Below are 24,502 nucleotides of genomic sequence, written 5' to 3'. Positions count from 1 at the left end.
GGAAACTCTCTTGAAAAGGCGCCGGCGCTTCGCGCCCGCCCCTTGAATAGGACGCTCAGGCAGCTGCCGGCGGTTGCTTGGCCACGTCGGCCTTCTCAGTGACCTTCTCAGCGCCCCTCTCAGCGATCTTCTCGGCGCCCCTCTCGGCGGGCTTCTCCGCGACTTTCTCGGCTGCAGCCTTGTCGCCGCCCTTCTCGACTCGGTCGGCCCTGTCGACCTTATCGGCCTTGTCGGCCTTATCGACCTTATCGCCCTTGTCCGCCTTCTCGCCGCCCCTGTCCACACCCTTCTCAGCACTCTTGTCGGGGCTCTTGTCGGGGCTCTTGTCGCCGCTCCTGTCCGGCGCCACGCTCAGCGCCGGGACTGCCACCGGCGCGCGCGTCGCACCGTTGCTCGCGGACGCGGTCATGGCCGGCGCACTCATGGCGCCGGCGCTCGCCATGTCGGCGCCTAGCACGGCGTCGCGCGCATCCTTTGCGTCCTTGGGTTCGCCCGCAGCCGCGGCCCGCTCGGCCTTCTTCGCTTCGGAGGCCGCCGCCTTGGCCGCACGCTTTTTCGCGGCCTTGGCGCTCTTCTCGGCCTTCGGTTTCGCGAGGGCCGGCATCTTCTGGACTTCCTCGAGCGCCTTCTTGGCTGCCGCCTGTTCGGCAGCGCGACGGCTCGCACCCGAGCCGCCCACCTTGATGTCCAGCTTCGGCACCGTGCACTCGACCTCGAACTGCTGGTTGTGTGCCGCGCCATGGGTGGCGGTGACGGTGTACTGCGGCAACGCGATCTTGTGGCCCTGCAGATATTCCTGCAGCAGCGTCTTCGCGTCCTTGCCGAGCGTCTTCGGGTCCACGTGTTCGAGCACCGGCGTGTACAGTCGCTCGATCACTTCATAGGCCTTCTCGAAACCACCGTCCAGGTACATCGCGCCGAACAGCGCCTCGAGCGTGTCGGCCAGAATCGACGGGCGGCGGAATCCGCCGCTTTTCAGCTCGCCTTCGCCCAACCTCAGGAAATCGGACACCCCCAGCGTCTGCGCAATCTCGTAGAGCGACTGCTGCTTGACCAGATTGGCGCGCACGCGCGACAGATCGCCTTCGTCGAGCTTGCCATAACGGCGAAACAGGATCGCTGCGACCGAACAGTTGAGAATGGAATCGCCGAGAAACTCCAACCGCTCATTGTTGGCGGCACTGTGGCTACGGTGCGTCAGTGCTTGGCTAAGCAATTCCGCATCGTGGAAACGATACTGGAGACGTTCTTCCAGTTGGTTCAGAGATTGAGGCATGGCGCAAGTATAGCGCGACGCTCCTGCCCCGGCGCGCGCCGTCGCCAAGAAACGACGGGCTTGGCCGCCGTGCGGCGGGCTTTTCGGAGCCGCGTGAGGGCGATGGATCGGACGTTTCCGAGGCAGGGCCGCCTCGTCGCACTATTTAAATCAAAATTGAAAACAATAATGCGGAAACTGACTTTTTATTGTCAATTTCCGCATCAATCAAACCGAACATCCGACCGCTTCACGCGGCGCTTCCCCGCCCGCGCGCTTACTGGAAACTGCCCAGACGCTTGAGGTTGGAGAAGTTCATCCAGATGAAGAAGGCCCGGCCCACGATGTTCTGCTCCGGCACGAAGCCCCAGTAGCGGCTGTCCGCGCTGTTGTCGCGGTTGTCGCCCATCATGAAGTAGTTGCCGGGCGGCACCTTGCAGATCACACCCTGGCTGTTGTACTGGCAGTTCTGCTTGTTCGGGAAGTCGTCCGCGCCAATGATGTACGGCGGCACGTTCGGATCGTTCAGGATGCGATGCTTCACGCCGCCCACCGTCTCCTCGAACTGCTTGAAGTAGGCGATATGCTCGTCGTCGAAGTAATCGGGCATGGCCGTCTCGGGCACCGGCTGACCATTTACCGTGAGGCGCTTGTTCTCGTATGCGACCACATCGCCCGGCACGCCGATCACGCGCTTGATGTAGTCCATCGACTCGTCCTTCGGGTAGCGAAACACCACCACGTCGCCACGCTTGGGCTCGCCCACCTCGATGATCTTCTTGTTGATCACCGGCAGACGGATGCCGTAGTCGAACTTGTTCACCAGGATGAAGTCGCCCACGAGCAGCGTCGGAATCATGGAGCCCGACGGGATCTTGAACGGCTCGACCACGAACGAGCGCAGCACGAACACCGCCAGAATCACCGGGAAGAAACTCGCCGAGTACTCGAGCCACCACGGCTGACGCAGTTTCTCGTCGCGCAGGCGCGCTCGCGCGCTGGCCACGGCATTGCTGTCCTGCGAACCGGAACCCTGAACGCCGGAGCCTTCCAGCGCGAACTGCTGCTGGTCGAATTGCGCCACGGCTTGCTGTGCTGCCCGGCGGCGCGCCGGTTGAAACACCAACTTGTCGGCCACCCAGGCCACCCCGGTCACCAGCACCAGGATCAAAAGAATCAGGGCGAAATTCATGCGGGACCTGTCGCTACGTTATTTGTCTTCGACTTGCAAAATGGCAAGGAACGCCTCCTGGGGAATCTCGACGCTTCCCACCTGCTTCATGCGCTTCTTGCCTTCCTTCTGTTTCTCGAGCAGTTTCTTCTTTCGCGTGATGTCGCCACCATAGCACTTTGCCAGCACGTTCTTGCGCAATGCCTTGATGTTCTCACGGGCAATGATGTTCGCCCCGATCGCCGCCTGGATCGCCACGTCGTACATCTGGCGCGGGATGATCTCACGCATCTTCGCCGCCACCTGGTTGCCGCGGCGGCGGCTCTCCGAGCGGTGCACGATGATCGACAGCGCATCGACCTTGTCGCCATTGATGAGCATGTCGACCTTGACCACGTCAGACGAACGGTACTCCTTGAACTCGTAGTCCATCGACGCATAACCGCGCGAGACGGATTTCAGGCGATCGAAGAAGTCGAGCACGATTTCCGCCATCGGAATCTCGTAGATCAGTTTGACCTGACGGCCGTGGTACTGCATGTCGAGCTGGATGCCGCGCTTTTGCTGGCACAACGTGACGACCGCGCCCACGTATTCCTGCGGCATGTACAGGTTGACGGTGACGATCGGCTCGCGAATTTCCTCGATGCGGCCCGGGTCCGGCATCTTCGACGGGTTCTCGACGGAGATGGTCGTGCCGCCGCGCAGGACAACCTCATAAATCACAGTCGGCGCCGTGGTGATGAGGTCCATGTCGAATTCGCGCTCGAGACGCTCCTGCACGATTTCCATGTGCAGCAGGCCCAGGAAGCCGCAACGGAAACCGAAGCCCAGTGCTTGCGAGACTTCCGGCTCGTATTGCAGCGACGCGTCGTTGAGCTTGAGCTTTTCGAGCGATTCGCGCAGCGCGTCGTACTGGTTGGCTTCGACCGGATACAGGCCCGCGAATACCTGCGGCTTGACTTCCTTGAAGCCCGGCAGCGGCTCGGGCGCCGGCTTGGTCGTGGTTGTCACCGCATGCGTGACGGTGTCGCCCACCTTGGCCGCGTGCAGTTCCTTGATGCCCGAGATGATGAAGCCCACCTGGCCGGCCGAGAGCGACTCGCGCTGTTGCGAGCGCGGTGTGAACACGCCCACCTGCTCGACGGGATATGTCGCACCCGTCGCCATCAACTGGATCTTCTCCTTCGGCTTGAGCGTGCCGTTGACCACGCGCACGAGCATCACCACGCCAACGTAGTTGTCGAACCACGAGTCGATGATCAGCGCCTGCAGCGGGCCGCTCGCATCGCCCTTGGGCGGCGGCACCTTCGCGATGAGGGCTTCGAGCACGTCCTCCACGCCGAAGCCGGTCTTGGCCGAGCAACGCACGGCGTCGACGGCTTCGATGCCGATGACGTCCTCGATTTCCTGAATCGCGTTCTCCGGCTCGGCCGAGGGCAGGTCGATCTTGTTGAGCACCGGCACGACTTCCACCCCAAGCTCGATGGCCGTGTAGCAGTTCGCCACCGTCTGGGCCTCCACGCCCTGCGAGGCGTCGACGACGAGCAGCGCCCCTTCGCAGGCGGATAGCGAGCGGCTCACTTCATAAGAGAAGTCGACGTGTCCCGGGGTGTCGATGAGGTTCAGGTTGTAGACCTTGCCGTCGCGCGCCTTGTATTGCAGCGCCGCGGTCTGTGCCTTGATGGTGATGCCGCGCTCGCGCTCGAGGTCCATCGAGTCGAGGACCCGGGCTTCCATTTCACGATCGGACAAACCGCCGCTCAACTGGATGATGCGATCGGCCAGGGTCGATTTCCCATGGTCGATGTGGGCGATGATCGAAAAATTGCGAATGTGGTCCATGAGGCGGGCTATAGAAAAGTCGGTGCCATCGGATTCGGCTCGGCAGCGGCTTTCGAGAGAATCGGCAAACACGATATTTTAGCCGAAAGCGCGCCCATTCCGTCTGAAATCGCGCGCATCGCAGCGTTATATCGGCAATCACGGGAAGGTCCGGGCGTGGGCTCCGAAATGGCGGCAGTGCGCGGCGTCAGGCCGCCCGCAGGGTCGGAACGGCGGCGAGGACGGCAGCGGCGTCGAACCGATAGCGGCACAGCTCGCGTTCGCCCAGCGCCAGTACGGGCACGATTTCGTCGTACTTCGCTTCCAGCGCCGGGTCGCTGTCGACGTCCACGATCGTGACGGAGAAATTCCACGCCGGTCGCATCGCTTCGAGCGCCGCGAGCATGTCATCGCACAGGTGACACCACTTGCGGCCGTAAAGCGTGAGCGCCGGCGCGGTCATGGGGTGGTCGTCGACTTACTTGGCCGGCGTGCGCGGGCGCAGCGGCACGAACTGCGTGGCGTCGCCGCGGCGCACGAGGATCGGCACGAGACGCCTCGAATCGAGCGACTTGACCACTTCCTCGAACTGCTTGGCGCTGGTGATGTCGGCGTCGCCCACACGCAGGATGATGTCGCCCTGCTGCAGACCGGCGCGTCCGGCCGGACCTTCGGCGAGTTCGACCTGAACGCCGCCGCGCAGCTTCAGCTCCTTCTTCTGTGCGTCCGACAGGTCCGAGACGACCAACCCCAGTGCGTTCGGATGCGGCGCTTCGGCGCTGCCGCCCTGCGCCTTGGAGGCCTTCGGCGTGTCGGCGTCGGCCTCCGCGATCGTGATGCGCAGGTCCTGATTCTTGCCCTTGCGCAGCACTTGCAGCGTAGCGGTCGAGCCCGGCTTCGTCTCGCCGACCATGCGCGGCAGATCCGTCGCGTGGTCGACGGCACGCCCCTCGAACTTCATGATGATGTCGCCGGGCTGCACGCCCGCCTTCTCGGCCGGGCTGCCCGGCTCGACGCTGCGCACGAGTGCGCCCTGCGCGCGCGGCAGGCCGAGCGAATCGGCGACGTCCTTGCTGACCTCGCTGATCGCCACGCCGATGCGCCCGCGCACGACCTTGCCGGTCTTCTTGAGCTGATCGGCCACGCGCATGACTTCGTCGATCGGAATGGCGAACGAAATGCCCATGAAGCCGCCGGTCTGGCTGTAGATCATCGAGTTGATGCCTACGACCTCGCCGCGCATGTTGATGAGCGGACCGCCCGAGTTGCCGGGGTTGACCGCCACATCGGTCTGGATGAACGGCAGATAGTCGCCGGTGTCGCGCCCCTTGGCCGACACGATGCCGGCCGTCACCGTGTTCTCGAGGCCGAACGGCGAGCCGATGGCCACCACCCATTCGCCCACGCGCAGCCTGTTGGAGTCGCCCACCGGCACCGTGGGCAGATCCTTGGCTTCGACCTTGACCACGGCGACGTCGGTGCGCTTGTCCGCACCAATCAGCTTTGCCTTGAACTCGCGCTTGTCGGTGAGCGTGACGTAGATGCTGTCGGCGCCATCGACGACGTGAGCATTGGTGAGGATATAGCCGTCAGCCGACACGATGAAACCGGAGCCCACGCCGCTGTTCTGCTCTTCGTCGGGCTGCGGCTGGCCGCGCTTGGGCGCACCGCCCTTCGGGCCCGGCTGCGGCAGAGGCACGCCGAAGAAACGGCGGAACAGCTCGGCCATGTCGTCGTCCATGCCCGGCGGCAGGCCGCGCTGAGTGCGGCTCACTCGCTCGGTCGTGCGAATGTTCACGACGGCGGGGCCGACCCGGTCGACGAGTTGAGTGAAGTCGGGCAGATTGGTGACGAGCGGCGCGTTCGACGCCGACGCCGGAGCGGCAAAGGCGGCGGGTGCGCCCGCCAGTTGCGCGGCAATGGCGCCGCCGAGAATGACACGAAGCAGGAGAGTCTTCTTCATTGGAAGATCGTGATGCGCGATAGTCTGGGAATCCCTGAGGACGGCCCGGCATCCGACACGGGCGTCGCGTCTCGATGCGCCTGGCTGCCCGGGCCGCGCCGTCGCCGGTCGCGGCCCACCCGACAGCCGGTCACTTCGCCGGCTGTTTGTACTCGATGCTACTGGCGAACTGTTGCAGCGTGGCCTGCGGCACCTCGCCCAGCAAGGTCAGCCAATAGTCGCCGTAGCGCTTGATGAGGATGTTCGTCGCCCCCGCGCTACCGTGGCCTTCCTTGCGCTCACGCGTGGCCGGCTCGATAAACACCGAAAGGCCGGCCATGCCGTCGGAATATACCACCTGCTGGACTTCGAGCGGCTTGCCCTCGGCGCTCGAGCGCATTGTGCGGCGCACCTCGCGAACCGCCTTGAATCCTGGCACCTTCTTGTCGACGTCGATGCTCCAGCCGGCGTCGGACAGATGCGTCGGCGCGATCTGCGGCTTGATCACGTGCCAGCCATGCGTGGCCTGGATGGCGTGCAGGATGCGCGCCTTCTCGGTGGGCACGCCGATCGAAATCTGCGAGAAGGCCGCCTGCTCGAGCAGATGCCCCTCGGCATCGAGGGTCTGCGCACGCAGCAGCAGGCCCGTATTGCGGTCCGCCCACAAGCGGTAGCCGAAGCGGTAGTCGTCCCTCGGCGTGAGTTCGATCACCATGCAGTCGAAGCCAGCCATACGTTCGTTGGGCAACACCTTCGGCGCGTAGTAGTCGAGAACGTCGCGATTGGGCGTGGCGAGCAGGGCCGGGAACGAGTCCTTGCTCTCGCGTTTTTCCTGGAAGACGGTCTTCTGTTCGGGGATCAGCGTGTAGACGTCTTCATTCTGGCGAAGAATGCGGCGCTGACGGCCGTCGAGCGTCTCGAGTTCTTCGAATTCGTTCCCCTTGTCGGCAAAGTGACTGATCTTCGACGAACGCATGGTCGAACCACGCTGATAAACGAAGGTGCCGATGTAGTTCTGCGTCTGCGCCGCGCGATGGATCTTCGTGAGCCACGCACCGACTTCCCGGCGCTCGATCAGCGGATCGGAGGCCGACGAAGCCTGCGCCCACGCCTGCGTTTGCAGCGTGGTCGCGAGCAGAAAAGCAAAGAGGAAGAAAGTGCGCCCGAAGGGCGCACGCGGCAAGGATTCGGTACTCAGACGCTGCATTTATTCGTCCGCTTGCGCCGAGGCTCGCATGTAGGGGGAGACACCCTGGCCGATCGGCGCCGGGGCATATTGCTGATGCGCCGCCAGATACTGGTCGAGACGCGCATCGCGCAACACGATCAGGTCGTTCGTCGCGCCGGCGCTCGCGCCATTGGCCGCCACCGCCGTCTGCGGCTGCTGGGTGAGCGCCACACGCGTGAGGCTGGAGCCGGCGGCGGCTGGCGTTGCCGTCTGGGCCAGTACTTGCGGCTGGGCGCCGCCTGCCGGATGGTCCTGCAGACGCGGCACCACCACCCACGACAGCGCAGCGACCGCTGCCGCGGCGGCAGCCGTCGGCAGTACACGGCGAACACGCAGGAAAGGATTGATTCGCGTGACGCGCGAGCCCGTCGCTTTCGCGCCTTGCCCGGCATTGGCCTGGGCGTCGGCCAGCGCGGCCGGCGCGAGCAGATGCGGCTCGGCTTCGAGGCGCGCGGCGAAGGAGGCCATGAAGGCCGACTCCGAACGCGGCAGCGTCAGCTCATCGGAACGCAGTGCGTCCCCGATCAGATGGTACTCGTCCCACAGAGGCCGGCCAGAGGTGTCGGCCTCGTCCAGCAGGGCAGCCAGCTCGTCCGGATCGAATTCCCCGTCCATCAACGCGGAAATCCGCTCGGCTTGCAGCCCCCGCTGCGTTTGCACCGTCGCTGATCCCATGATATCCCCCAACGAAAATAACTTCCCCGGCGGCGCGCTCACCAGCGCTTGCCGTCAGGCGTGTCCAGCAGCGGCCGCAACCGGCTGGCAATCGCTTCACGCGCCCGGAAAATTCGCGAACGGACCGTTCCGATCGGGCACCCCATGGCTTCGGCGATCTCTTCGTAGCTCAACCCCTCGATTTCCCGCAGGGTAATTGCCGTCCGAAGTTCATCGGGCAAAGCCTCCATCGCTGTGTTGACGGTCTGAGCAATCTGCTTGCTCATCAGCATCGACTCAGGCGTGTTGATATCCCTTAGTTGATCGGCCTCGGCAAAAGTTTCAGCTTCTTCAGCGTTTGCTTCAGTCGAAGTCGGCGCACGGCGGCCCTGCGTCGCAAGGTGGTTTTTCGCCGTGTTGACAGCAATACGATACAACCAGGTGTAGAACGCCGACTCGCCGCGAAACTGCGGCAAGGCACGGTAGGCCTTGATGAAGGCCTCCTGCGTCACATCCTCGACCTCGGCGGCGTCGCGAACGAGTCGCGACACGAGGCGGATGATCTTGCGGTGATATTTCGCGACCAACAGCTCGAAGGCGGCTTTGTCGCCCTTTTGCACGCGCTCGACGAGCGCCTGGTCGATTTCTCGTTCACTCACCTGATATGGATCCGTATTTTCTCTGATCTGTAAGCCCGGCACGGGCCCGTTTGCACCCCGGCAGCGCATGGCCGCCGCGGCTGGAAGTGTCTGTAACGCCGCACGCCCGGGCACACTCACCGGAGCGTGGGTCAGCGGGACGGGACGCCTGCGCGGCGTCCCGCGAACTTAGACGCGCTGGAAGACCAGCGTGCCGTTAGTCCCGCCAAATCCGAAAGAGTTCTTCAATGCGACGTCGATTTTCAGGTCGCGGGCCACGTTTGCGCAGTAGTCCAGGTCGCACTCGGGGTCCTGATTGAAGATGTTGATCGTCGGCGGCGACTTCTGATGATGCACGGCCAGCACGGTAAACACCGACTCCAGGCCGCCCGCGCCACCCAGCAGGTGGCCGGTCATCGACTTGGTCGAGTTCACCACGACCTTCCTGGCGTCGTCGCCCATCAGGCGCTTGATGGCCACCGTCTCGGCGATGTCGCCCAGCGGCGTGGACGTGCCGTGCGCGTTCACGTAGTTGACGGCGTCGGCATTGAGGCCGGCGTCGCGCAGCGCATTCTTCATCGCACGCAGCGCGCCGTCGCCGTCCTCGCACGGTGCCGTCATGTGGTTCGCGTCGGCGCTCATGCCGAAGCCCGTGATTTCGGCGTAGATCTTCGCACCGCGCGCTTTCGCGTGCTCGTACTCTTCGACCATCATCACGCCCGCGCCCTCGCCCAGCACGAAGCCGTCGCGGTCGCGATCCCACGGACGGCTCGCCGTCACCGGGTCGTCGTTACGCGTGGACAGCGCGGTCATCGCGGCGAAACCGCCGATGCCCAGCGGCGACACCGTCGCTTCGGCACCGCCGGCGAGCACGGCGTCCGCGTCGCCATACTGGATCATGCGCGCGGCCTGGCCAATGCAGTGCAGACCGGTCGTGCACGCCGTGACGATCGCGAGGTTCGGGCCCTTCAGGCCGTACTTGATCGACAGATGGCCGGAGATCATGTTGATGATCGAACCGGGCACGAAGAAAGGGGAAATCTTGCGCGGTCCACCCTGGAGCAGATCGGTCTGGGTGTCTTCGATCATCGGCAGGCCGCCGATACCCGAGCCGACCAGCACGCCGATGCGTTCAGCGTTCTCTTCGGTGACTTGCAGGCCGCTGTCTTCAAAGGCCTGAATGCCGGCGGCGAGACCGTAATGGATGAACGTGTCCATGCGGCGCGCTTCTTTGGCCGACAGGTACTTCTCGGTCTCGAAGTTTTTGACTTCGCCCGCAAAGCGCACCTTGTGGGCGCTTGCATCGAACTTCGTGATGTTAGCGATGCCCGAACGGCCCGCGACCAGATTCTCCCAACCTTCGGCAACAGTGTTGCCGACCGGCGAGATCAGGCCCAGACCGGTAATGACGACGCGACGACGACTCACGATACTCCCCTTCTTCTGCTGGGTCATACAAAACAAAAGCCACAGAGGCGACAGGGTCCGACCCTGTGCTCCCTGCGGCTGACAGGCGTGCCTGGCACCGGGAAACCGGTCGGCACCCCGGCCGGCCAGTGATCCGTGGGCCCTTAGGCCTTCTGGGCGGCCTGGATGTAATCGATGGCTTGTTGCACCGTGGTGATCTTCTCGGCTTCCTCGTCCGGGATTTCCGTCTCGAACTCTTCTTCCAGGGCCATCACCAGCTCGACCGTATCGAGCGAATCGGCGCCCAGGTCGTTCACGAAGCTGGATTCGTTCTTGATTTCGGCCTCGGCAACGCCAAGTTGTTCCGCGACGATCTTCTTGACGCGTTGCTCAATGTTATCCATTCAAACCCTCCGGGGTAGTTAGTTCAGACAAGTGCGCGCATTTTAACAGGTTTGCCGTGCAAAGTTAGCCTGCGCCAAATAATGTTCAACGCCGCGCAAAATCGCGCAATTCTATCGCAATTTGCGCGAACAACCATCAATTCATGAACATGCCGCCGTTCACGTGGAGCGTCGTGCCGGTGATGTAGCCGGCCTGCGGCGACGCGAGGAACGCCACGGCGTTCGCGATATCTTCCGGTGCGCCGAGGCGTCCCAGGGGAATCCGCGCCTTGAGCGCTTCATGCTGCGCTTCGCCGAGCGCCTTGGTCATGTCGGTGTCGATGAAGCCCGGCGCCACGCAGTTGACCGTGATGTTTCGGCTGCCGATCTCGGCGGCGAGCGAGCGCGACATGCCGGCAACGCCGGCCTTGGCGGCGGCGTAGTTCGCCTGCCCCGGGTTGCCGGCCGACCCAACCACCGACGTGACGTTGATGATGCGGCCGCTGCGGGCCTTCATCATCGGCTTGATCACGGCACGCGAGAGGCGGAAGATCGCCTTCAGGTTGGTGTCGATCACGTCGTCCCACTCGTCGTCCTTCATGCGCATCGCGAGGTTATCGCGCGTGATGCCGGCATTATTGACGAGGATGTCGAGCTTGCCGTGCTGCTTGAGAATGTCGTCGAGCGCGGCGGCCACGCCTTCGGCGTCGGTCACGTTCAGGACGATGCCCTTGCCGGCGAGGCCGGCTTCGGCGAAGTAGGCATCGATGCCCCGGGCGCCGCTTTCGCTTGTAGCCGTGCCCACGACCGTGGCGCCCTGACGGGCGAGTTCGAGGGCGATGGCGCGGCCGATGCCGCGCGAGGCGCCCGTCACCAGCGCCACGAGGTTGTCGAGTTGCTTGCTCATGTCAGAAATATCCTGTCTGTGACTTACGCCAGCTGGCCGCGCACGTCGGCGAGCGAGGCCGGATCGGTAATCGCCAGGCCGGTCAGATTGCCGTCGATACGCTTGGTCAGACCGGTCAGCACCTTGCCCGGGCCGCACTCCACCACTTGACTCACGCCTTGCGCCGCGAGCCACTTGACCGACTCGACCCAGCGCACCGGCGCAGCAGCCTGACGCACGAGGGCGTCCTTGATGCGCGCCACGTCCGTCTCCACGGCCACGTCGACGTTGTTGACGAGCGGGATCTGCGGTGCGCTGAACGTCACGTTCGCGAGGTACTCGCGCAGACGATCCGACGCAGGCTTGAGCAGCGACGAGTGGAACGGCGCCGACACCGGCAGCACGAGCGCGCGCTTGGCACCCGCCGCCTTGGCCAGTTCGCAGGCCTTCTCGACGCCGGCTTTCGCCCCGGCGATCACGACCTGTGCCGGCGCATTGAAGTTGACGGCTTCGACCACGCCCGCCGCCGACGCTTCGGCGCAGACGTTGCGAACCGTGTCGTCATCGAGCCCCAGGACGGCGGCCATGCCGCCCTGCCCGACCGGCACGGCGTCCTGCATGGCCTGCGCGCGAAAGCGCACGAGCGGCACGGCGTCCTTGAACGCGATCACGCCCGCTGCGACCAGCGCGGTGTACTCGCCCAGGCTGTGACCGGCCACGAACGCCGGCTTGGCGCCGCCCTCGGCAAGCCACGCGCGATACATCGCGTAGGCGGCCGTGAGCATCACCGGCTGCGTGTTGGTCGTCAGATTGAGGGCCTCGGCCGGGCCTGCCGCGATCAGCTGGGCCACGTCCTGCCCGAGGGCGTCCGAAGCCTCGGCCAGCGTCTCGCGCACGATGGCGTTGTCCGCAAAGGCGTCGAGCATGCCGACCGATTGGGAACCTTGTCCCGGGAAAACGAAAGCGAATGTCATGGCGCTGGTTTTACAGTCAATTTTTCAGAAACATGGCGGCGTGGTATCGCGCGTCGGTGTGATGCACCGGGGAGCTCCCCCGACACGTGGGCCGCGCCGCCATGCGCGGCGGGCGCCGCGTGGCGCTCAGGCGCCGGAACGCTTACATGCGGAACAACACCGCGCCCCACGTAAAGCCGCCGCCCACGCCTTCGATCATGACGTTCTGGCCCGGCTTGACGCGCCCGTCCCGCACGGCGACGTCGAGCGCGAGCGGAATCGAGGCGGCGGAGGTGTTGCCATGCTGGTCGACGGTGACGACCATCTTGTCTTCGGACAGCCCGAGCTTGCGGGCCGTGCTCGACATGATGCGCAGATTGGCCTGGTGCGGAATCAGCCAGTCGATCGCCGACTGCTCCAGCCCGGCCTTATCCAGGGCCTCTTGGGCCACTTTTTCCAGCACTTTGACGGCCAGCTTGAACACGGCCTGACCATCCATATAGAGGAACGCCTCACCGCGCACGGCGCCGGCGTCCACGTTGCCCGGCACGCACAGGATGTTCGCGTAGCTGCCGTCGGCGTGCAGGGCGCTCGACAGAATGCCCGGCTCGCCCGACGCCTGCAGCACGACCGCACCCGCGCCGTCGCCGAAAAGCACGCACGTGGTGCGATCGTTGAAGTCGAGAATGCGGGAGAACGTTTCGGCGCCGATGACGAGCACGTTCTTGTACGCGCCCGAGCGGATGAAGTTGTCCGCCGTGGCCATCGCGTAGGCGAAACCCGAGCAGACGGCCTGCACGTCGAACGCGGCACAGCCGTTGGTGATGCCGAGCTTGTTCTGCACGAGGCAGGCCGTGCTCGGGAAGACGAAATCGGGCGTCGAGGTCGCGACGATGATCAGGTCGACCTGCCCGGCCTCCAGTCCGGCCATCTCGAGCGCACGCTTGGCGGCCCCCACGGCCATGTCGCTGGTCGTCTGTTCCGGCGCGGCGAAATGGCGGGCCTTGATGCCGGTACGGGCAACGATCCACTCGTCGCTCGTTTCGATGCCGCGCGTGGCGAGCTCGTCGGCCAACTGCTGATTGGTCACGCGTCGTGCCGGCAGGTAGCTGCCGGTACCGACGACACGGGAATGAATCGCGGACTGGGTCATCTTATGATCGGTTAGCGCGCCGGGACGGGGCCGCCTGGCTCAGAGCGCCGGGATGGCGCTCACGGGCTTGGTGTCCTGGAGCTGGGTCTGATTCTCTTGCATGGCGTGCGACAGGCGCTCGAGCACGCCGTTGCGAACTGCATCATAGCCGCGTTTGATAGCCCATTCAAACGAATAGGCGTCTGCCGAGCCATGGCTCTTGATGACGAGCGCCCGCAGTCCGAGCAGCGCCGCACCGTTGTAGCGGCGGTGATCGACGCGGTGTTTGAAGCGCGTGAGAATCGGCAGCGCAACGACGGCGATCAGCTTGGTCCACCACGTGCGGGTGAATTCTTCGCGGATCATGTCGCCGAGCATCTGGGCAAGCCCTTCGGAGGTCTTGAGCGCGACGTTGCCCACGAATCCGTCGCACACGACGATGTCGGTCGTGCCGCGATAGATGTCGTTGCCCTCCACGTTGCCGTAGAAGTTCAGCGTGGAGCCGCGCAGCAGCTCGCCCGCCTGCTTGATGACGTCGTTGCCCTTGATCACTTCCTCGCCGATGTTGAGCAGGCCGATCGACGGCCGCTCCTTGCCGTCGACCGCCGCAACGAGCGCATGGCCCATCTCGGCGAATTGCAGCAGGTGGGTCGGCTCGCAATCCACGTTGGCGCCCAGATCGAGCATGGTGGTGTAGCCGCCCTTCTGATTGGGCAGCACCGTGGCGATGGCCGGGCGCTCGATGCCGGGCAGCGTTTTGAGCACATAGCGCGAGACGGCCATCAGCGCGCCGGTGTTGCCGGCGGACACGCAAGCCTGCGCGCGCGCGTCCTTGACCAGATTGAGCGCCACACGCATCGAGGAGTCTTTCTTCTTGCGCAGGGCGGTCTCGACCGAGTCGTCCATGGCGACGACTTCGCTCGCATTGACCACGGACAGCCGCGGGTGATCCGCCACGCGCAGCTTCGCGAGCTGTGCGTTGATGATCTCCTGCTGCCCGACCAGCACAAGTTCGACGTCGTCGGTGGATTGCACGAAGCGCACCGCGGCCGGCACCGTCACCGATGGGCCGTGATCTCCGCCCATGCAATCGATCGTCAGGGTGACTGTCATGTCGACGTGATTGGCTTGCGGTACAGGTAACAAAAAAAGCGGCAGGATGAGTGCCGCTTTTGCCACATCGGACGATCAAACAGCGCCATGATGGGCGCGTATCGCCTGTTGGGCCGAGTTAGTCGTTCTTGGTCTTGATGACCTTGCGACCACGGTAGAAACCGTTCGGCGAGATGTGGTGACGCAGGTGCGTCTCACCCGACGTCGGCTCGACGGCGGTCGCCGGCGCGGTCAGGAAATCGTGCGAACGGTGCATGCCGCGCTTCGACGGCGACTTCTTGTTCTGTTGAACGGCCATGATAACTCCTCAAAATATCGCGAAATTTTAACACAGTTCGAGCGCCGCCCTACGGTGTCGGCCTGCCGGCCCGCCCTGTGCGACTAACGCAAACATGTACTTTGGTGAGCCGGAAATCCGGCCGCACATTACTTTCCGTCCTTGTCCGGCGAGCGCTTGAGCGCTGCCAGCGCCGCGAACGGAGACGGCTTATCCTCTTCTTCGGGCGCGGGTTCCGGTTCGGCCAACCCGTCGCTGCCCGTGGCCAGGCTATCGTGAACACTCGGACAAACCTCGTGCTTGGGAACGATCGGCAGGGCCAACAGCAATTCTTCCTCGATCAGCTCGCGCAGATCGAAATGTTTCGAGCCGACCAGCGCCTCGAGCTCGTCTTCGTCGAGCGGGCGGGCTTCGGCCGCAGCCTCGTCGCGCACGATCTCGAAGGTCGTCTGCGAGTCGAGCGGCTCCTGGTACGGCGTGAGGCAACGCTGGCACTCGAGCCACATCGGCCCTTTGACCGAGAGCGTCAGGAACTGCGCCACCGCCGGCTTGCCGTCTGCGCGCAGCACCTGCTCTTCAGCGCCTTCGGCGCGCCAGTGAAACACGCCCCTCGCACGGTCGGACGCCGAGACTTCGGCGGGCACTTCGGTTACCATGCGCGGCAACGCCGCAAGTTGCACGTCGCCTTCCGCCACCCGGCCGGTACGCGCGAATTCGAACAGATCGACGATATATTCGCTCATCACGCTCATCCTTGCCTTGGCGCATCTGGCCGCGAATTTCACGCCCCGACTGGCTCGCCGCGCCTTGATCCGACGCCGTTTTCCGGCATTCGAACCCGTATCGCGCGAACCGGCGGGACCGAGCGCCAGATTGCAAAAGCCGTGAATTCTAAATAGTTTTTCGTTTCTCGTCAAACACTTAAACCGATGACCGCACAGCCCCTGCCATCGCTGATCCTGGCCTCCGGATCGCGCTATCGCCGCGAACTGCTCGAGCGCCTGCGCCTGCCGTTTACCGTCGTCGCCCCGGACATCGACGAGGCGCCCGCCGCCGGCGAAACCCCGCACGACACGTCGCTGCGTCTGGCGCGCCAGAAGGCGCGGGCCGTGGCCGAGCACCATCCCGAGGCCATCGTCATCGGCGCCGACCAGGTCGCCACATTCGAAGGACGCCAGATCGGCAAACCCGGCAACTTCGAGAACGCCATGTCGCAACTGCGCGACATGCGCGGCAAAGTCGTCGAATTTCACTCCGCACTTTGCGTGCACGACGCCCGCAACGGCAAGAGCCAGGCAAAGGACGTGGTCACGCGCGTGAAGTTTCGCGACCTGCCCGACGACGTGCTCGCCGCCTACCTGCACGCCGAGACGCCTTACGACTGCGCCGGCAGCGCCAAGTCCGAAGGGCTGGGCATCATGCTGCTGGAAACCATCGAGAACGACGACCCGACGGCCCTCATCGGCCTGCCGCTCATCGCCCTCACGACGATGTTGATGCAGGCAGGGGTTCGCCTACCCGGGCCGGGGCTGCCGGGAGGCCGGGCATGAGCGGCACGCTGTACCTGATTCCCAACACGCTCGGCGCGAACACCCGCGGCGGGTTGCCGGCCGTGCTGCCCGAGGACGTCCGCGCCGTGGCCGCGGGCCTGAAGTACTTCGTCGGCGAACAGGCCAAGAGCACGCGCGCGTTCCTGAAACTGGTCGGGGCCAGCACGCCGATTCAGGAAATCGATATCCGCGAGCTGAACGTCAATACGCCGCAGGCGGCCGTCGACGCCCTGCTCGCCCCCATTCTGGCCGGCGCAGATGGCGGCCTCGTGTCGGAAGCGGGTTGCCCTGCCGTCGCGGACCCCGGCGCGCTGCTGGTGCGCCGCGCGCACGAGAAAGGCGTGCGCGTCGTGCCGTTCGTCGGGCCGAGCTCCATTCTGCTGGCCCTGATGGCCAGCGGGCTGAACGGCCAGAGCTTCGCGTTTCACGGCTATGTGCCGACGGATGCCGGCGAACGCGCCAAGCGCCTGCGCGACCTGGAACAGCGCTCGCGCAAGGAAAAACAGACGCAGATCTTCATCGAGACGCCCTACCGCAACAAGGCCATGCTCGATGCGTTGCTGCAGCACTGCGACGCCTCCACGCTCCTGTGCGTGGCCGTCGACGTGACGCAAGACGGCGAGCAGATCGTCACCCATCGCGTCAAAGGTTGGCCGCAGGCGCGCGTCGAACTTCACAAACGGCCCGCGATCTTCCTGTTTCTCGCGCAATAATCGGCCAACGCGCCACTGCGCCGCCCTTCCGTGCTCGCGGCGACCGCCGCAAAACGAGACAGCGCCCCACGAAAATCGGAATTTCCGTGGGGCGCTGTCGTAACGCCTGCCGGTCGTCGCGATGCGACGCCGGTTACTTGAGCGTCAGGGCCGATCCCATCATCATCGTCTTCATGGCGGCTTCCCCGACGGCCGCGCCGAACCGGCGCGCAACGCGCTCGGGGAGGTTTTCCTTGACGGTGTAGTCGACCAGATCGGGGGCCTTGAGCACATCGCGCGCGACCGAATCGACAGTGCCGAGCCCGTCGGCCAAGCCGAGATCGACGGCGCGCTGGCCCGTCCAGAACAGGCCGCTGAAGAGGTCCGGATCGTCCTTGAGGCGATTGCCACGCCCCTTCTTCACGGCGCCGATGAACTGTTGATGCACCTGCTCGAGCATGTCGAGCGCGTAGGTCTTTTGCTGTTCGGTCTGCGGCGAGAACGGATCGAGGAAACCCTTGTTGCGCCCCGCCGTCAGCAGGCGACGCTCGACGCCGAGTTTGTCCATCAGCCCGGTGAAGCCGAAGCCGTCCATCAGAACGCCGATGGAGCCGACGATGCTCGCCTTGTCGACGTAGATCTTGTCGGCCGCCGCCGCCACGTAGTAACCGCCGGAGGCGCAGATCTCCTCGACCACGACATACAGCGGCTTCTTCGGGTATTTCGCTCGCAACCGCGCGATGTCGTCGTAGATCATGCCGGCCTGCACCGGACTCCCGCCGGGACTGTTGATGCGCAGGATCACGCCGGCGGCCGACGAATCCTCGAAAGCCGATTCCAGCGCCGAGTTGATTTTCGACGCGCTGGCCTGTCCATCCGGAGAGATCTCGCCCGTCAGCGTGACGAGCGCCGTGTGTTTGCCCGACGCGGAGCCGGTCGAGGTCGACGCGCCGTCGAAGTCGAAAATCGACCAGACGATAAGGGCGAAGATCGCCAGCGTCAGCAGTCGGAAGAAAATCTTCCAGCGGCGCGCGGCCCGCTGCTCGCGGATGCCGGCCATCAATACCTTCTCGAGCATCTCGCGCTCCCAGGGCTTCACCGCGTGGGGATCGCGACCGGCGACACCACCATTGCCCGCGGGCGGACGCCCACCGGGCGGCGGGAAACCAGGTTCGGTGCGAGACGAGTCGGGCGGCAGGGAGTCGGCCATACGTTATCCAGAAATACTTCGATGAATACTTCGACGATGAGCGAGCGATACACGCAGTATGGTGAGCGAGCCGTCAGCGCGCGGGTGTCGCCGGGTCCGGCGCCTCGATATGGGCGTCGGGCCACCAGACGACCATGGTCCCCGCGGGCTGCCCGTCATCGGCTTCGGCGGGCCGCTCTTCGACCCGCACCGGCCGCAGCGCCCCGCCGCGGCACGGGCCGCCGACGCAATGACCGGTATCCGGCTCGTAGGTCGCACCATGCGTGGCGCACATCAAGTATAAGCCCGACGTCTCGAAGAACTGCCCCTCCGACCAGTCCAGCTCCATGGGCACGTGCGCACATTGATTGAGGTAGCCGTAAACGCGCCCTTCGTAACGAATCACGAACGCGGGCGTCGGGTGCCCGCCCACGAGCACCTCGAAGCGCACGCCGCGGCCGCCGTCCTCAAGCGCGGCGCCCGGGCAGATGGGCTGCGGCGTGGCGGCGTCGCTCACACGCGCTCCAGCAACCATTCGCGCAACTCTCCCACGCTGTTCGCACAGTACGCCGGCTCGAGCGCCACGAGTTGCTCGCGGGGATGCGCGCCGCCGTAGGCCACGGCCACGCCGGCAGCCCCGGCGCTGCGCGCCATCTGCAGATCGTGCGTCGTGTCGCCGATCATGACCGTGCGGCGCAGGTCCTGGCCGAGCTCGCGCGTCAGTTCCTGCAGCATGGCCGGGTGCGGCTTGGAGAACGTCTCGTCCGCGCAACGCGTCGCGTCGAACATTCGCATGAGCCCCGCCGATTCGAGGGCCCGGTTCAGGCCGACGCGCGACTTGCCCGTCGCGACGGCCAGAAAACGGCCGCGCGAGCGTAACTCTTCGAGCAACTCCCGAATGCCGGCGAACAGCACCGTCTCCTTGTCGCCTATCAGATAGTGAAAACGATAGCGCTCGGACAGGCGCGGATAGTGCGCCGGGTCGAGCGAGGGCACCGCCATCTGGAGGGCGTCGCGCAATCCGAGCCCGATCACATGGCTGGCCAGCTCGTCGGTCGGCACGGGCAGGCCGAGATCGCGGCAGGCCGCCTGGATGCAACGGGTAATGGTGGGCGTCGAATCCATCAACGTCCCATCCCAGTCGAACACGACCAGATCGAATTCAGTGCTTGGCATCGCCTCAGGCGCCTCGAAGTTGATTCAGGAATTGCTCACATTCTGGCGGCAACGCCGCTTCCAGCGCAATTGGCGTGTCCAGCACGGGGTGCGTGAACCGCAGTCGCCACGCATGCAGGAACATGCGCTTGATGCCGGGCTTCGCCCCAGGGCGGGCGAGCGACTTGTTCAGCGTGAAGTCGCCATACTTGTCATCGCCCACGATAGGCGTGCCGCAATGCGCCAGATGAACGCGAATCTGATGGGTCCGCCCCGTTTTCAGTTCCGCTTCCAGCAAGGTATAGGGCGGCAACGTTTCCACCATGCGAAATACCGTATGTGACGCCTGGCCGTCTTCCTGCACACGCACACGCCGCTCCCCTTGCGCGGTGACATATTTATATAGGGGCGCCTTGACCGAGCGCTGGCGCTCGCGCCATGCCCCACTCACGCACGCGAGGTAGCGCTTGTCCATTCGGTTGTGGCGAATCTGCTCGTGCATGCCGACCAGGGCGGCGCGCTTCTTGGCAAGCAGCAGAATGCCCGACGTTTCCCGGTCGAGCCGATGCACGAGTTCCAGGAACTTCTGTTGCGGCATGGCCCGGCGCAGTTGCTCGATCACGCCAAACGACACCCCGCTGCCTCCATGCACGGCCACGCCGGCCGGCTTGTCGACCGCCAGCAGGTAGTCGTCCTCGAACAACACGGGGAATGTGGCAGCCGGCACATGGGCCGGGGCGTCGTCGGCGGCGGACGCCGCGACACGGACCGGCGGAATGCGGACGATATCGCCTAGGGCAAGTCGATAGGCGGCGTCTACTCGCCCTTTGTTCACGCGGACTTCGCCGCTACGCAGAATGCGATAGACGTGGCTTTTTGGTACTCCCTTGCACTCGCGCAGGAGAAAATTATCGATACGTTGCCCGGCCGAGCCGTCGTCGACCTCGACGAGCCGAACCTGCGGCGCCGACGCCGGCACAACCATTTTCTGCCGACTTTTGCCTAACTCATTCATTATGAATATAATTTGCCCAACAGAGATGGCGGTAGCGGGAATCATGCCAAATCCCCACCTCTGTCGGTGCATACCCCAAAACGGTATTTTACTTGCACCCCGGGCAGGCTGCTCGTCCGGTGACCCTGGAGCAGCGAGCGCACGCACGTCACGCAGCGTCGGCAGGAAGTTGGCCCACAGGCCGCTTCGGTCGCAACGCGCGGGACGCGGATAGAGTCGGTGGTTATAGAATTTTTTGGCGATCAGCCCGAACTCCATTGTTCGAGCTGATCGCTTTGTGAATATCGTTCGCGTAATAGTCGAGATTGAGGCGCCGCCACAAGAAGAATAAGTGTCGGCAGGCGCCCCGAGAAAATGTTGATGAAGTTTCTCGTCCAGTTTCTCCTGGTACGGACTGCAAGCCCGAAGTGATCCGCGCCGCGCCGGAGTTTTCCGGCACGTCGGCGAATCGGGGTGAGCGCGAAGACATATTCGCAGGCGCCTTTGCGTCCGTTGGCCTCATCGCCCGGACCCCCCGGCAATTCTTCCACTCCCGGCTCGAACCTCGCGTGTTGGATAACTCGAGTGATACGTGCCCGACGCACTGCGCATTGGCAGCTGCGGCGGGTGGGAGTCGTTTTCATGAAACGCATGTTGTTCAACGCCACGCAGCAGGAAGAGCTGCGCGTGGCCATCGTCGATGGGCAAAAACTCATCGACATCGATATCGAGACGGCCGGACGCGAGCAGCGTAAAGGCAATATCTACAAGGGTGTCATCACCCGTATCGAACCCTCTCTCGAAGCCTGCTTCGTCAACTACGGCGAAGGCCGCCACGGCTTTCTGCCATTCAAGGAAGTCGCCCGCGCGTACTTCCGCGACGGCGCCGATGTGCGCAATGCGCGCATCCAGGACGCCCTCTCCGAAGGCCAGGAACTCATCGTTCAGGTCGAAAAGGAAGAGCGCGGCAACAAGGGTGCAGCACTCACCACCTTCATTTCGCTGGCCGGCCGCTATCTGGTCCTGATGCCGAACAACCCGCGCGGCGGTGGCGTGTCGCGCCGCATCGAGGGCGAAGATCGTCAGGAACTGCGCGAAACCATGGCGCAGCTCGAACTGCCGGAAGGCATGAGCATCATCGCCCGCACCGCGGGTATCGGCCGCTCGGCCGAAGAACTGCAGTGGGACCTGAACTATCTGCTGCAACTGTGGCGCGCCATCGAAGGCGCCGCCCACAACATCGAACTGCCGCGCGACTCGGCGCTGATCTATCTCGAGTCGAGCCTCGTCATCCGCGCCATCCGCGACTATTTCCAGCCGGATATCGGTGAAATCCTCATCGATACGGAGGAAATCGCCGAGCAGGCACGCAACTTCATGCAGGTGGTCATGCCCGATCACCTCAACCGCGTGAAGCAATATCGCGACGACGTGCCGCTGTTCTCGCGTTTCCAGATCGAACACCAGATCGAGACGGCGTATTCGCGCCAGGTGCCGCTGCCCTCGGGCGGCGCGATCGTGATCGACCACACGGAAGCGCTCGTGTCGATCGACGTGAACTCGGCGCGCGCCACCAAGGGCGCCGACATCGAGGAAACCGCCCTGCGCACCAATCTGGAAGCGGCCGACGAGGTGGCACGCCAGTTGCGCCTGCGCGACCTGGGCGGCCTGATCGTGATCGACTTCATCGACATGGAGTCGGCCAAGAGCCAGCGCGAAGTCGAACAACGTGTGAAGGACGCGCTCAAGCACGACCGGGCGCGCGTCCAGATGGGCAAGATCTCGCGCTTCGGCCTGATGGAGCTCTCGCGCCAGCGCCTGCGTCCGTCGCTCTCGGAAGGCACGCACGTGACCTGCCCGCGCTGCAATGGCACCGGCCACATCCGCGACGCCGAATCGTCGGCGCTGCAAGTCCTGCGCATCATCCAGGAAGAAGCGATGAAGGAGCACACGGCAGCGATCCACTGCCAGGTGCCGGTCGAAGTCGCCGCGTTCCTGCTCAACGAAAAGCGCCAGGAAATCAACAAGATCGAAGCCCGCTTCAAGGTTGGCGTGCTGCTGATCCCGAACAAGCACCTCGAGACGCCGCATTACAAGCTCGAACGCCTGCGCTTCGACGATCCGCGCCTCGACGCGCCGAAGGCCAGCTACGCGCTCGCCGAGGAAGCCGCGCGTGCTTCGGAAGACGATCCGGCCGGCTACAGCAAGAAGAAGGAAGACGTCCGCCCGCGCCAGGAAGCTGCTGTGAAGGGCATCACGCCCGAGCAGCCGGCGCCGGCCGCCCAGCCGCGCGCCGAAGCGATCGTGCCGGCTGCGCCGGTGGCCGCACCGGCTCGCAGCGGGGGCTTCCTCGGTTTCGTGAAGCGTCTGCTCGGCCTCGAGCCGGCCGCACCGGCGCCGGTCAAGACCGAAGCGCCGGCCAAGCCGGCAGCGCGCGCGCCGCGTGAGCGCCACGAGCGTCCGCATCAACAGAACCGCAACCGCCGCGGCAATGCGCGTGACGAAAACAAGTCCGGCAAGGACAACGCCGGCCAGACCGCCCGTGAAGGACGCGACGGTCGCGAAGGCCGTGGCGCTCGTCCGGAGCGCGCGGAGCGCAATGAACGCAACGAGCCCCGTCAGGAAGGCCGCGACAAGCGCGAGCGCGACGACGCCCAACGCCAGGCCGCACAAGACGTGCGCACGGAGGAAGGCCGCGAGCCGCGCGAAGGTCGTGAGCGCGGCAGCCGCCGCGATCGCAACGAGCGTCGCGAACGCCGTCAGGCGGAAGGCGCCGAGGGGCAACAGGCAGCCCCGCAGCGCGCGGCGCAGCCGAGCGCACCGGTAGCCCCGCCGGCAGCCGCCCAGGATGATGCCGAGCAACAGGATCGTCTGACCGCGCAAATCGAAGGCGCACCGGCGGTGGGCCCCGAAGGCGAGACCGGCGAACAAGGCAGCGAGCAAGGGGGCGAAGAGCGCCGCCGCAGCCGCCGTCGCGGCCGTCGCGGCGGTCGTCGCGAACGCGAAGCCAACGAACAGCAACTGCATGCGGACGGCGAGCAAGGTGAAGGCATCGCCGCGGAAGGTAACGCCGAAGGCGCACGCCCGGTGCTGAGCGACGAAGCCGCCGAGAACGCCGCCGCCGACGCCCTGGCCCGCGCCGCCGCGCCGCTCGCCGCCGTGGCGGCGGCGTCGGCTGCATCGTCTTCGACGTCCTCCGCGTCGCCGGCCCAAAAGGTCGAGCCGACGGCGGCACCAGCCCAGGCCCCGCAGGCCACGGCTCAGGCGGCGCCGGTCGCCAAGGTCGTGGAAACCGCGCCTGCCGCCACGCCGGAAGTGCCGGCGCCGGTCGTTGCCGAGCCCATCGCTGCGGCGGCACCGGCGGCCGCGGTCACGCCGGTCACGCCGGTCACGCCGGTCACGCCGGCCCCGCTGGCGGGCGCAGACACCAGCGCCGCCCCTGTCGTGCCGCCGGTGAACGCACCGCTGCCGGCCGCCGCGCCGGTCCCGGCCCAGCCGACGATTCCCGCCGAAGCGTTGACGGAGATCGCTGCCACGGCCGCATCGTCGAGCGCTGTCGACAACGCACCGATGCAAGCGCCTTCGGCTCCGGTGGAGACGGCACAGCCGGCCACTACGGGTGCTCCGGAGACTACGGACGCTCCGTCCCCGGCAGCTCAGCCGGTCGACGCGGCAACGGCGCAGATCGCACAAACGCCGATCACGCCGATAGCGCCGATAACGTCGACGACGCCGACGACGCAGGCAGTCACCGCAGTGCCTGAAGCGGCAGCGGCTGCGACGGAAGTCGTTACGCAAAAGCCAGCGGCCGTGGCCGTCGAGCCCACGCTGGAGCGCAGCGCGCTGGAATCGACGCTCGCGAGCGTCGGTCTGGTGTGGGTCCACACCGACGCCGACAAACTTCGCGCCGCCAGGGAAGCGGCAGCGAAGGTCGTGCCGGCGCCGCGCGTGCCGCGCGAGCGCCGACCGGTCGCGCCGCTCAACAACGGCCCGATGGAGCAGGTGGAAACGCGCGCACCGTCGAATCACGCGGTCTGAGCAAGCGGCCTGACCATGCGG

At 65.2% G+C, this 24,502-nt stretch carries 24 protein-coding genes; 3 read left to right on the top strand and 21 right to left on the bottom strand.

Annotated features, from left to right (window positions below; all coding sequences use genetic code 11):
• Positions 1–55: 55 nt before the first annotated feature.
• The 16 genes from rnc to CDN36_RS14485 form a co-directional block, all read right to left on the bottom strand.
• The gene (gene rnc, locus CDN36_RS14560; protein WP_287497100.1) at positions 56–1,276 is read right to left on the bottom strand and encodes a ribonuclease III; all 1,221 of its coding nucleotides are present in this window, start codon (positions 1,274–1,276) and stop codon (positions 56–58) included.
• Between the two features lie 256 nt (positions 1,277–1,532).
• A complete protein-coding gene (gene lepB, locus CDN36_RS14555; protein ID WP_150554570.1) occupies positions 1,533–2,447 on the bottom strand; it encodes a signal peptidase I in 915 nt (304 codons plus the stop codon).
• 18 nt (positions 2,448–2,465) lie between these two features.
• A complete protein-coding gene (gene lepA, locus CDN36_RS14550) occupies positions 2,466–4,271 on the bottom strand; it encodes a translation elongation factor 4 (RefSeq protein WP_287497083.1) in 1,806 nt (601 codons plus the stop codon).
• Positions 4,272–4,458: 187 nt separating this feature from the next.
• Positions 4,459–4,713 (bottom strand): glutaredoxin family protein, encoded by a 255-nt coding sequence (locus CDN36_RS14545; RefSeq protein WP_150554572.1) that lies wholly within the window; start codon positions 4,711–4,713, stop codon positions 4,459–4,461.
• Between the two features lie 15 nt (positions 4,714–4,728).
• A complete protein-coding gene (locus CDN36_RS14540) occupies positions 4,729–6,213 on the bottom strand; it encodes a DegQ family serine endoprotease (RefSeq protein WP_150554573.1) in 1,485 nt (494 codons plus the stop codon).
• Between the two features lie 130 nt (positions 6,214–6,343).
• Positions 6,344–7,399 (bottom strand): MucB/RseB C-terminal domain-containing protein, encoded by a 1,056-nt coding sequence (locus CDN36_RS14535; RefSeq protein ID WP_150554574.1) that lies wholly within the window; start codon positions 7,397–7,399, stop codon positions 6,344–6,346.
• Positions 7,400–8,095, bottom strand: a complete 696-nt coding sequence (locus CDN36_RS14530; RefSeq protein WP_150554575.1) for a sigma-E factor negative regulatory protein — start codon at positions 8,093–8,095, stop codon at positions 7,400–7,402.
• A gap of 38 nt (positions 8,096–8,133) precedes the next feature.
• A complete protein-coding gene (rpoE, locus tag CDN36_RS14525; RefSeq protein WP_010805230.1) occupies positions 8,134–8,733 on the bottom strand; it encodes an RNA polymerase sigma factor RpoE in 600 nt (199 codons plus the stop codon).
• Between the two features lie 168 nt (positions 8,734–8,901).
• Positions 8,902–10,140 (bottom strand): beta-ketoacyl-ACP synthase II, encoded by a 1,239-nt coding sequence (gene fabF / locus CDN36_RS14520; RefSeq protein ID WP_287497082.1) that lies wholly within the window; start codon positions 10,138–10,140, stop codon positions 8,902–8,904.
• Positions 10,141–10,283: 143 nt separating this feature from the next.
• Positions 10,284–10,523, bottom strand: a complete 240-nt coding sequence (gene acpP / locus CDN36_RS14515) for an acyl carrier protein (RefSeq protein WP_150554577.1) — start codon at positions 10,521–10,523, stop codon at positions 10,284–10,286.
• Positions 10,524–10,659: 136 nt separating this feature from the next.
• Positions 10,660–11,409, bottom strand: coding sequence for a 3-oxoacyl-ACP reductase FabG (fabG, locus tag CDN36_RS14510; RefSeq protein ID WP_287497081.1), 750 nt, complete (start codon positions 11,407–11,409; stop codon positions 10,660–10,662).
• A 23-nt stretch (positions 11,410–11,432) separates the two neighbouring features.
• Entirely contained in the window at positions 11,433–12,362 is a 930-nt protein-coding gene (gene fabD, locus CDN36_RS14505) for an ACP S-malonyltransferase (protein WP_150554579.1), read from the bottom strand.
• A gap of 142 nt (positions 12,363–12,504) precedes the next feature.
• Positions 12,505–13,494, bottom strand: coding sequence for a beta-ketoacyl-ACP synthase III (locus CDN36_RS14500; RefSeq protein WP_287497080.1), 990 nt, complete (start codon positions 13,492–13,494; stop codon positions 12,505–12,507).
• A 39-nt stretch (positions 13,495–13,533) separates the two neighbouring features.
• On the bottom strand, positions 13,534–14,586 hold the full coding sequence (plsX, locus tag CDN36_RS14495; RefSeq protein ID WP_150554581.1) for a phosphate acyltransferase PlsX: 1,053 nt from the start codon (positions 14,584–14,586) through the stop codon (positions 13,534–13,536).
• Between the two features lie 118 nt (positions 14,587–14,704).
• Positions 14,705–14,884: a 50S ribosomal protein L32 gene (gene rpmF / locus CDN36_RS14490; RefSeq protein WP_039405487.1), complete on the bottom strand. Its 180-nt coding sequence runs from the start codon at positions 14,882–14,884 to the stop codon at positions 14,705–14,707.
• A gap of 128 nt (positions 14,885–15,012) precedes the next feature.
• Complete coding sequence (locus CDN36_RS14485; RefSeq protein ID WP_150554582.1) at positions 15,013–15,615, bottom strand: DUF177 domain-containing protein; 603 nt, start codon at positions 15,613–15,615, stop codon at positions 15,013–15,015.
• 177 nt (positions 15,616–15,792) lie between these two features.
• On the opposite strand from CDN36_RS14485, the gene CDN36_RS14480 reads away from it, so the two are divergent.
• Both CDN36_RS14480 and CDN36_RS14475 read left to right on the top strand, forming a co-directional pair.
• A complete protein-coding gene (locus CDN36_RS14480) occupies positions 15,793–16,413 on the top strand; it encodes a Maf family nucleotide pyrophosphatase (protein ID WP_287497079.1) in 621 nt (206 codons plus the stop codon).
• Positions 16,410–17,126, top strand: coding sequence for an SAM-dependent methyltransferase (locus CDN36_RS14475; protein WP_150554584.1), 717 nt, complete (start codon positions 16,410–16,412; stop codon positions 17,124–17,126). The genes CDN36_RS14480 and CDN36_RS14475 overlap by 4 nt, the downstream gene beginning before the upstream one ends.
• A 133-nt stretch (positions 17,127–17,259) precedes the next feature.
• On the opposite strand, the gene CDN36_RS14470 is transcribed toward CDN36_RS14475, so the two are convergent.
• From CDN36_RS14470 to CDN36_RS14450, 5 genes are all read right to left on the bottom strand, one after another.
• Positions 17,260–18,315: a S49 family peptidase gene (locus CDN36_RS14470; RefSeq protein ID WP_150554585.1), complete on the bottom strand. Its 1,056-nt coding sequence runs from the start codon at positions 18,313–18,315 to the stop codon at positions 17,260–17,262.
• Positions 18,316–18,388: 73 nt separating this feature from the next.
• Complete coding sequence (locus CDN36_RS14465) at positions 18,389–18,811, bottom strand: Rieske (2Fe-2S) protein (protein ID WP_370749817.1); 423 nt, start codon at positions 18,809–18,811, stop codon at positions 18,389–18,391.
• Positions 18,808–19,470 (bottom strand): HAD-IA family hydrolase, encoded by a 663-nt coding sequence (locus CDN36_RS14460; protein WP_150554587.1) that lies wholly within the window; start codon positions 19,468–19,470, stop codon positions 18,808–18,810. Before CDN36_RS14460 ends, CDN36_RS14465 begins: the two co-directional genes overlap by 4 nt.
• Positions 19,471–19,474: 4 nt before the next feature.
• Entirely contained in the window at positions 19,475–20,464 is a 990-nt protein-coding gene (locus CDN36_RS14455; RefSeq protein WP_150554826.1) for an RluA family pseudouridine synthase, read from the bottom strand.
• A 242-nt stretch (positions 20,465–20,706) separates the two neighbouring features.
• The gene (locus CDN36_RS14450; protein WP_150554588.1) at positions 20,707–20,994 is read right to left on the bottom strand and encodes a hypothetical protein; all 288 of its coding nucleotides are present in this window, start codon (positions 20,992–20,994) and stop codon (positions 20,707–20,709) included.
• A 91-nt stretch (positions 20,995–21,085) separates the two neighbouring features.
• On the opposite strand from CDN36_RS14450, the gene CDN36_RS14445 reads away from it, so the two are divergent.
• Positions 21,086–24,481 carry an Rne/Rng family ribonuclease gene (locus tag CDN36_RS14445; RefSeq protein WP_287497078.1) on the top strand — a complete coding sequence of 1,132 codons (3,396 nt, stop codon included), beginning with the start codon at positions 21,086–21,088 and terminating at the stop codon, positions 24,479–24,481.
• Positions 24,482–24,502: the final 21 nt, after the last annotated feature.

The sequence above is a fragment of the Pandoraea sp. CB10b_02 genome, assembly GCF_002216225.1.
Taxonomy (GTDB): Bacteria; Pseudomonadota; Gammaproteobacteria; order Burkholderiales; family Burkholderiaceae; genus Pandoraea; species Pandoraea nosoerga.
The sequence above is the reverse complement of the archived record's forward strand: the minus strand, read 5'-3'. Positions and strand labels throughout refer to the sequence as shown.

Excerpts from the sequence above, each read along its gene's own strand:
- CDN36_RS14445 (WP_287497078.1), top strand. The coding sequence starts at position 21,086 with ATGAAACGCATGTTGTTCAACGCCACGCAGCAGGAAGAGCTGCGCGTG.
- CDN36_RS14485 (WP_150554582.1), bottom strand. The coding sequence starts at position 15,615 with ATGAGCGTGATGAGCGAATATATCGTCGATCTGTTCGAATTCGCGCGT.
- fabG (WP_287497081.1), bottom strand. The coding sequence starts at position 11,409 with ATGAGCAAGCAACTCGACAACCTCGTGGCGCTGGTGACGGGCGCCTCG.
- CDN36_RS14540 (WP_150554573.1), bottom strand. The coding sequence starts at position 6,213 with ATGAAGAAGACTCTCCTGCTTCGTGTCATTCTCGGCGGCGCCATTGCC.
- CDN36_RS14480 (WP_287497079.1), top strand. The coding sequence starts at position 15,793 with ATGACCGCACAGCCCCTGCCATCGCTGATCCTGGCCTCCGGATCGCGC.
- lepB (WP_150554570.1), bottom strand. The coding sequence starts at position 2,447 with ATGAATTTCGCCCTGATTCTTTTGATCCTGGTGCTGGTGACCGGGGTG.
- lepA (WP_287497083.1), bottom strand. The coding sequence starts at position 4,271 with ATGGACCACATTCGCAATTTTTCGATCATCGCCCACATCGACCATGGG.
- plsX (WP_150554581.1), bottom strand. The coding sequence starts at position 14,586 with ATGACAGTCACCCTGACGATCGATTGCATGGGCGGAGATCACGGCCCA.
- CDN36_RS14470 (WP_150554585.1), bottom strand. The coding sequence starts at position 18,315 with ATGGCCGACTCCCTGCCGCCCGACTCGTCTCGCACCGAACCTGGTTTC.
- CDN36_RS14455 (WP_150554826.1), bottom strand. The coding sequence starts at position 20,464 with ATGAATGAGTTAGGCAAAAGTCGGCAGAAAATGGTTGTGCCGGCGTCG.
- rnc (WP_287497100.1), bottom strand. The coding sequence starts at position 1,276 with ATGCCTCAATCTCTGAACCAACTGGAAGAACGTCTCCAGTATCGTTTC.
- fabD (WP_150554579.1), bottom strand. The coding sequence starts at position 12,362 with ATGACATTCGCTTTCGTTTTCCCGGGACAAGGTTCCCAATCGGTCGGC.
- rpmF (WP_039405487.1), bottom strand. The coding sequence starts at position 14,884 with ATGGCCGTTCAACAGAACAAGAAGTCGCCGTCGAAGCGCGGCATGCAC.
- CDN36_RS14530 (WP_150554575.1), bottom strand. The coding sequence starts at position 8,095 with ATGGGATCAGCGACGGTGCAAACGCAGCGGGGGCTGCAAGCCGAGCGG.
- acpP (WP_150554577.1), bottom strand. The coding sequence starts at position 10,523 with ATGGATAACATTGAGCAACGCGTCAAGAAGATCGTCGCGGAACAACTT.
- CDN36_RS14475 (WP_150554584.1), top strand. The coding sequence starts at position 16,410 with ATGAGCGGCACGCTGTACCTGATTCCCAACACGCTCGGCGCGAACACC.
- CDN36_RS14500 (WP_287497080.1), bottom strand. The coding sequence starts at position 13,494 with ATGACCCAGTCCGCGATTCATTCCCGTGTCGTCGGTACCGGCAGCTAC.
- CDN36_RS14535 (WP_150554574.1), bottom strand. The coding sequence starts at position 7,399 with ATGCAGCGTCTGAGTACCGAATCCTTGCCGCGTGCGCCCTTCGGGCGC.
- CDN36_RS14545 (WP_150554572.1), bottom strand. The coding sequence starts at position 4,713 with ATGACCGCGCCGGCGCTCACGCTTTACGGCCGCAAGTGGTGTCACCTG.
- CDN36_RS14460 (WP_150554587.1), bottom strand. The coding sequence starts at position 19,470 with ATGCCAAGCACTGAATTCGATCTGGTCGTGTTCGACTGGGATGGGACG.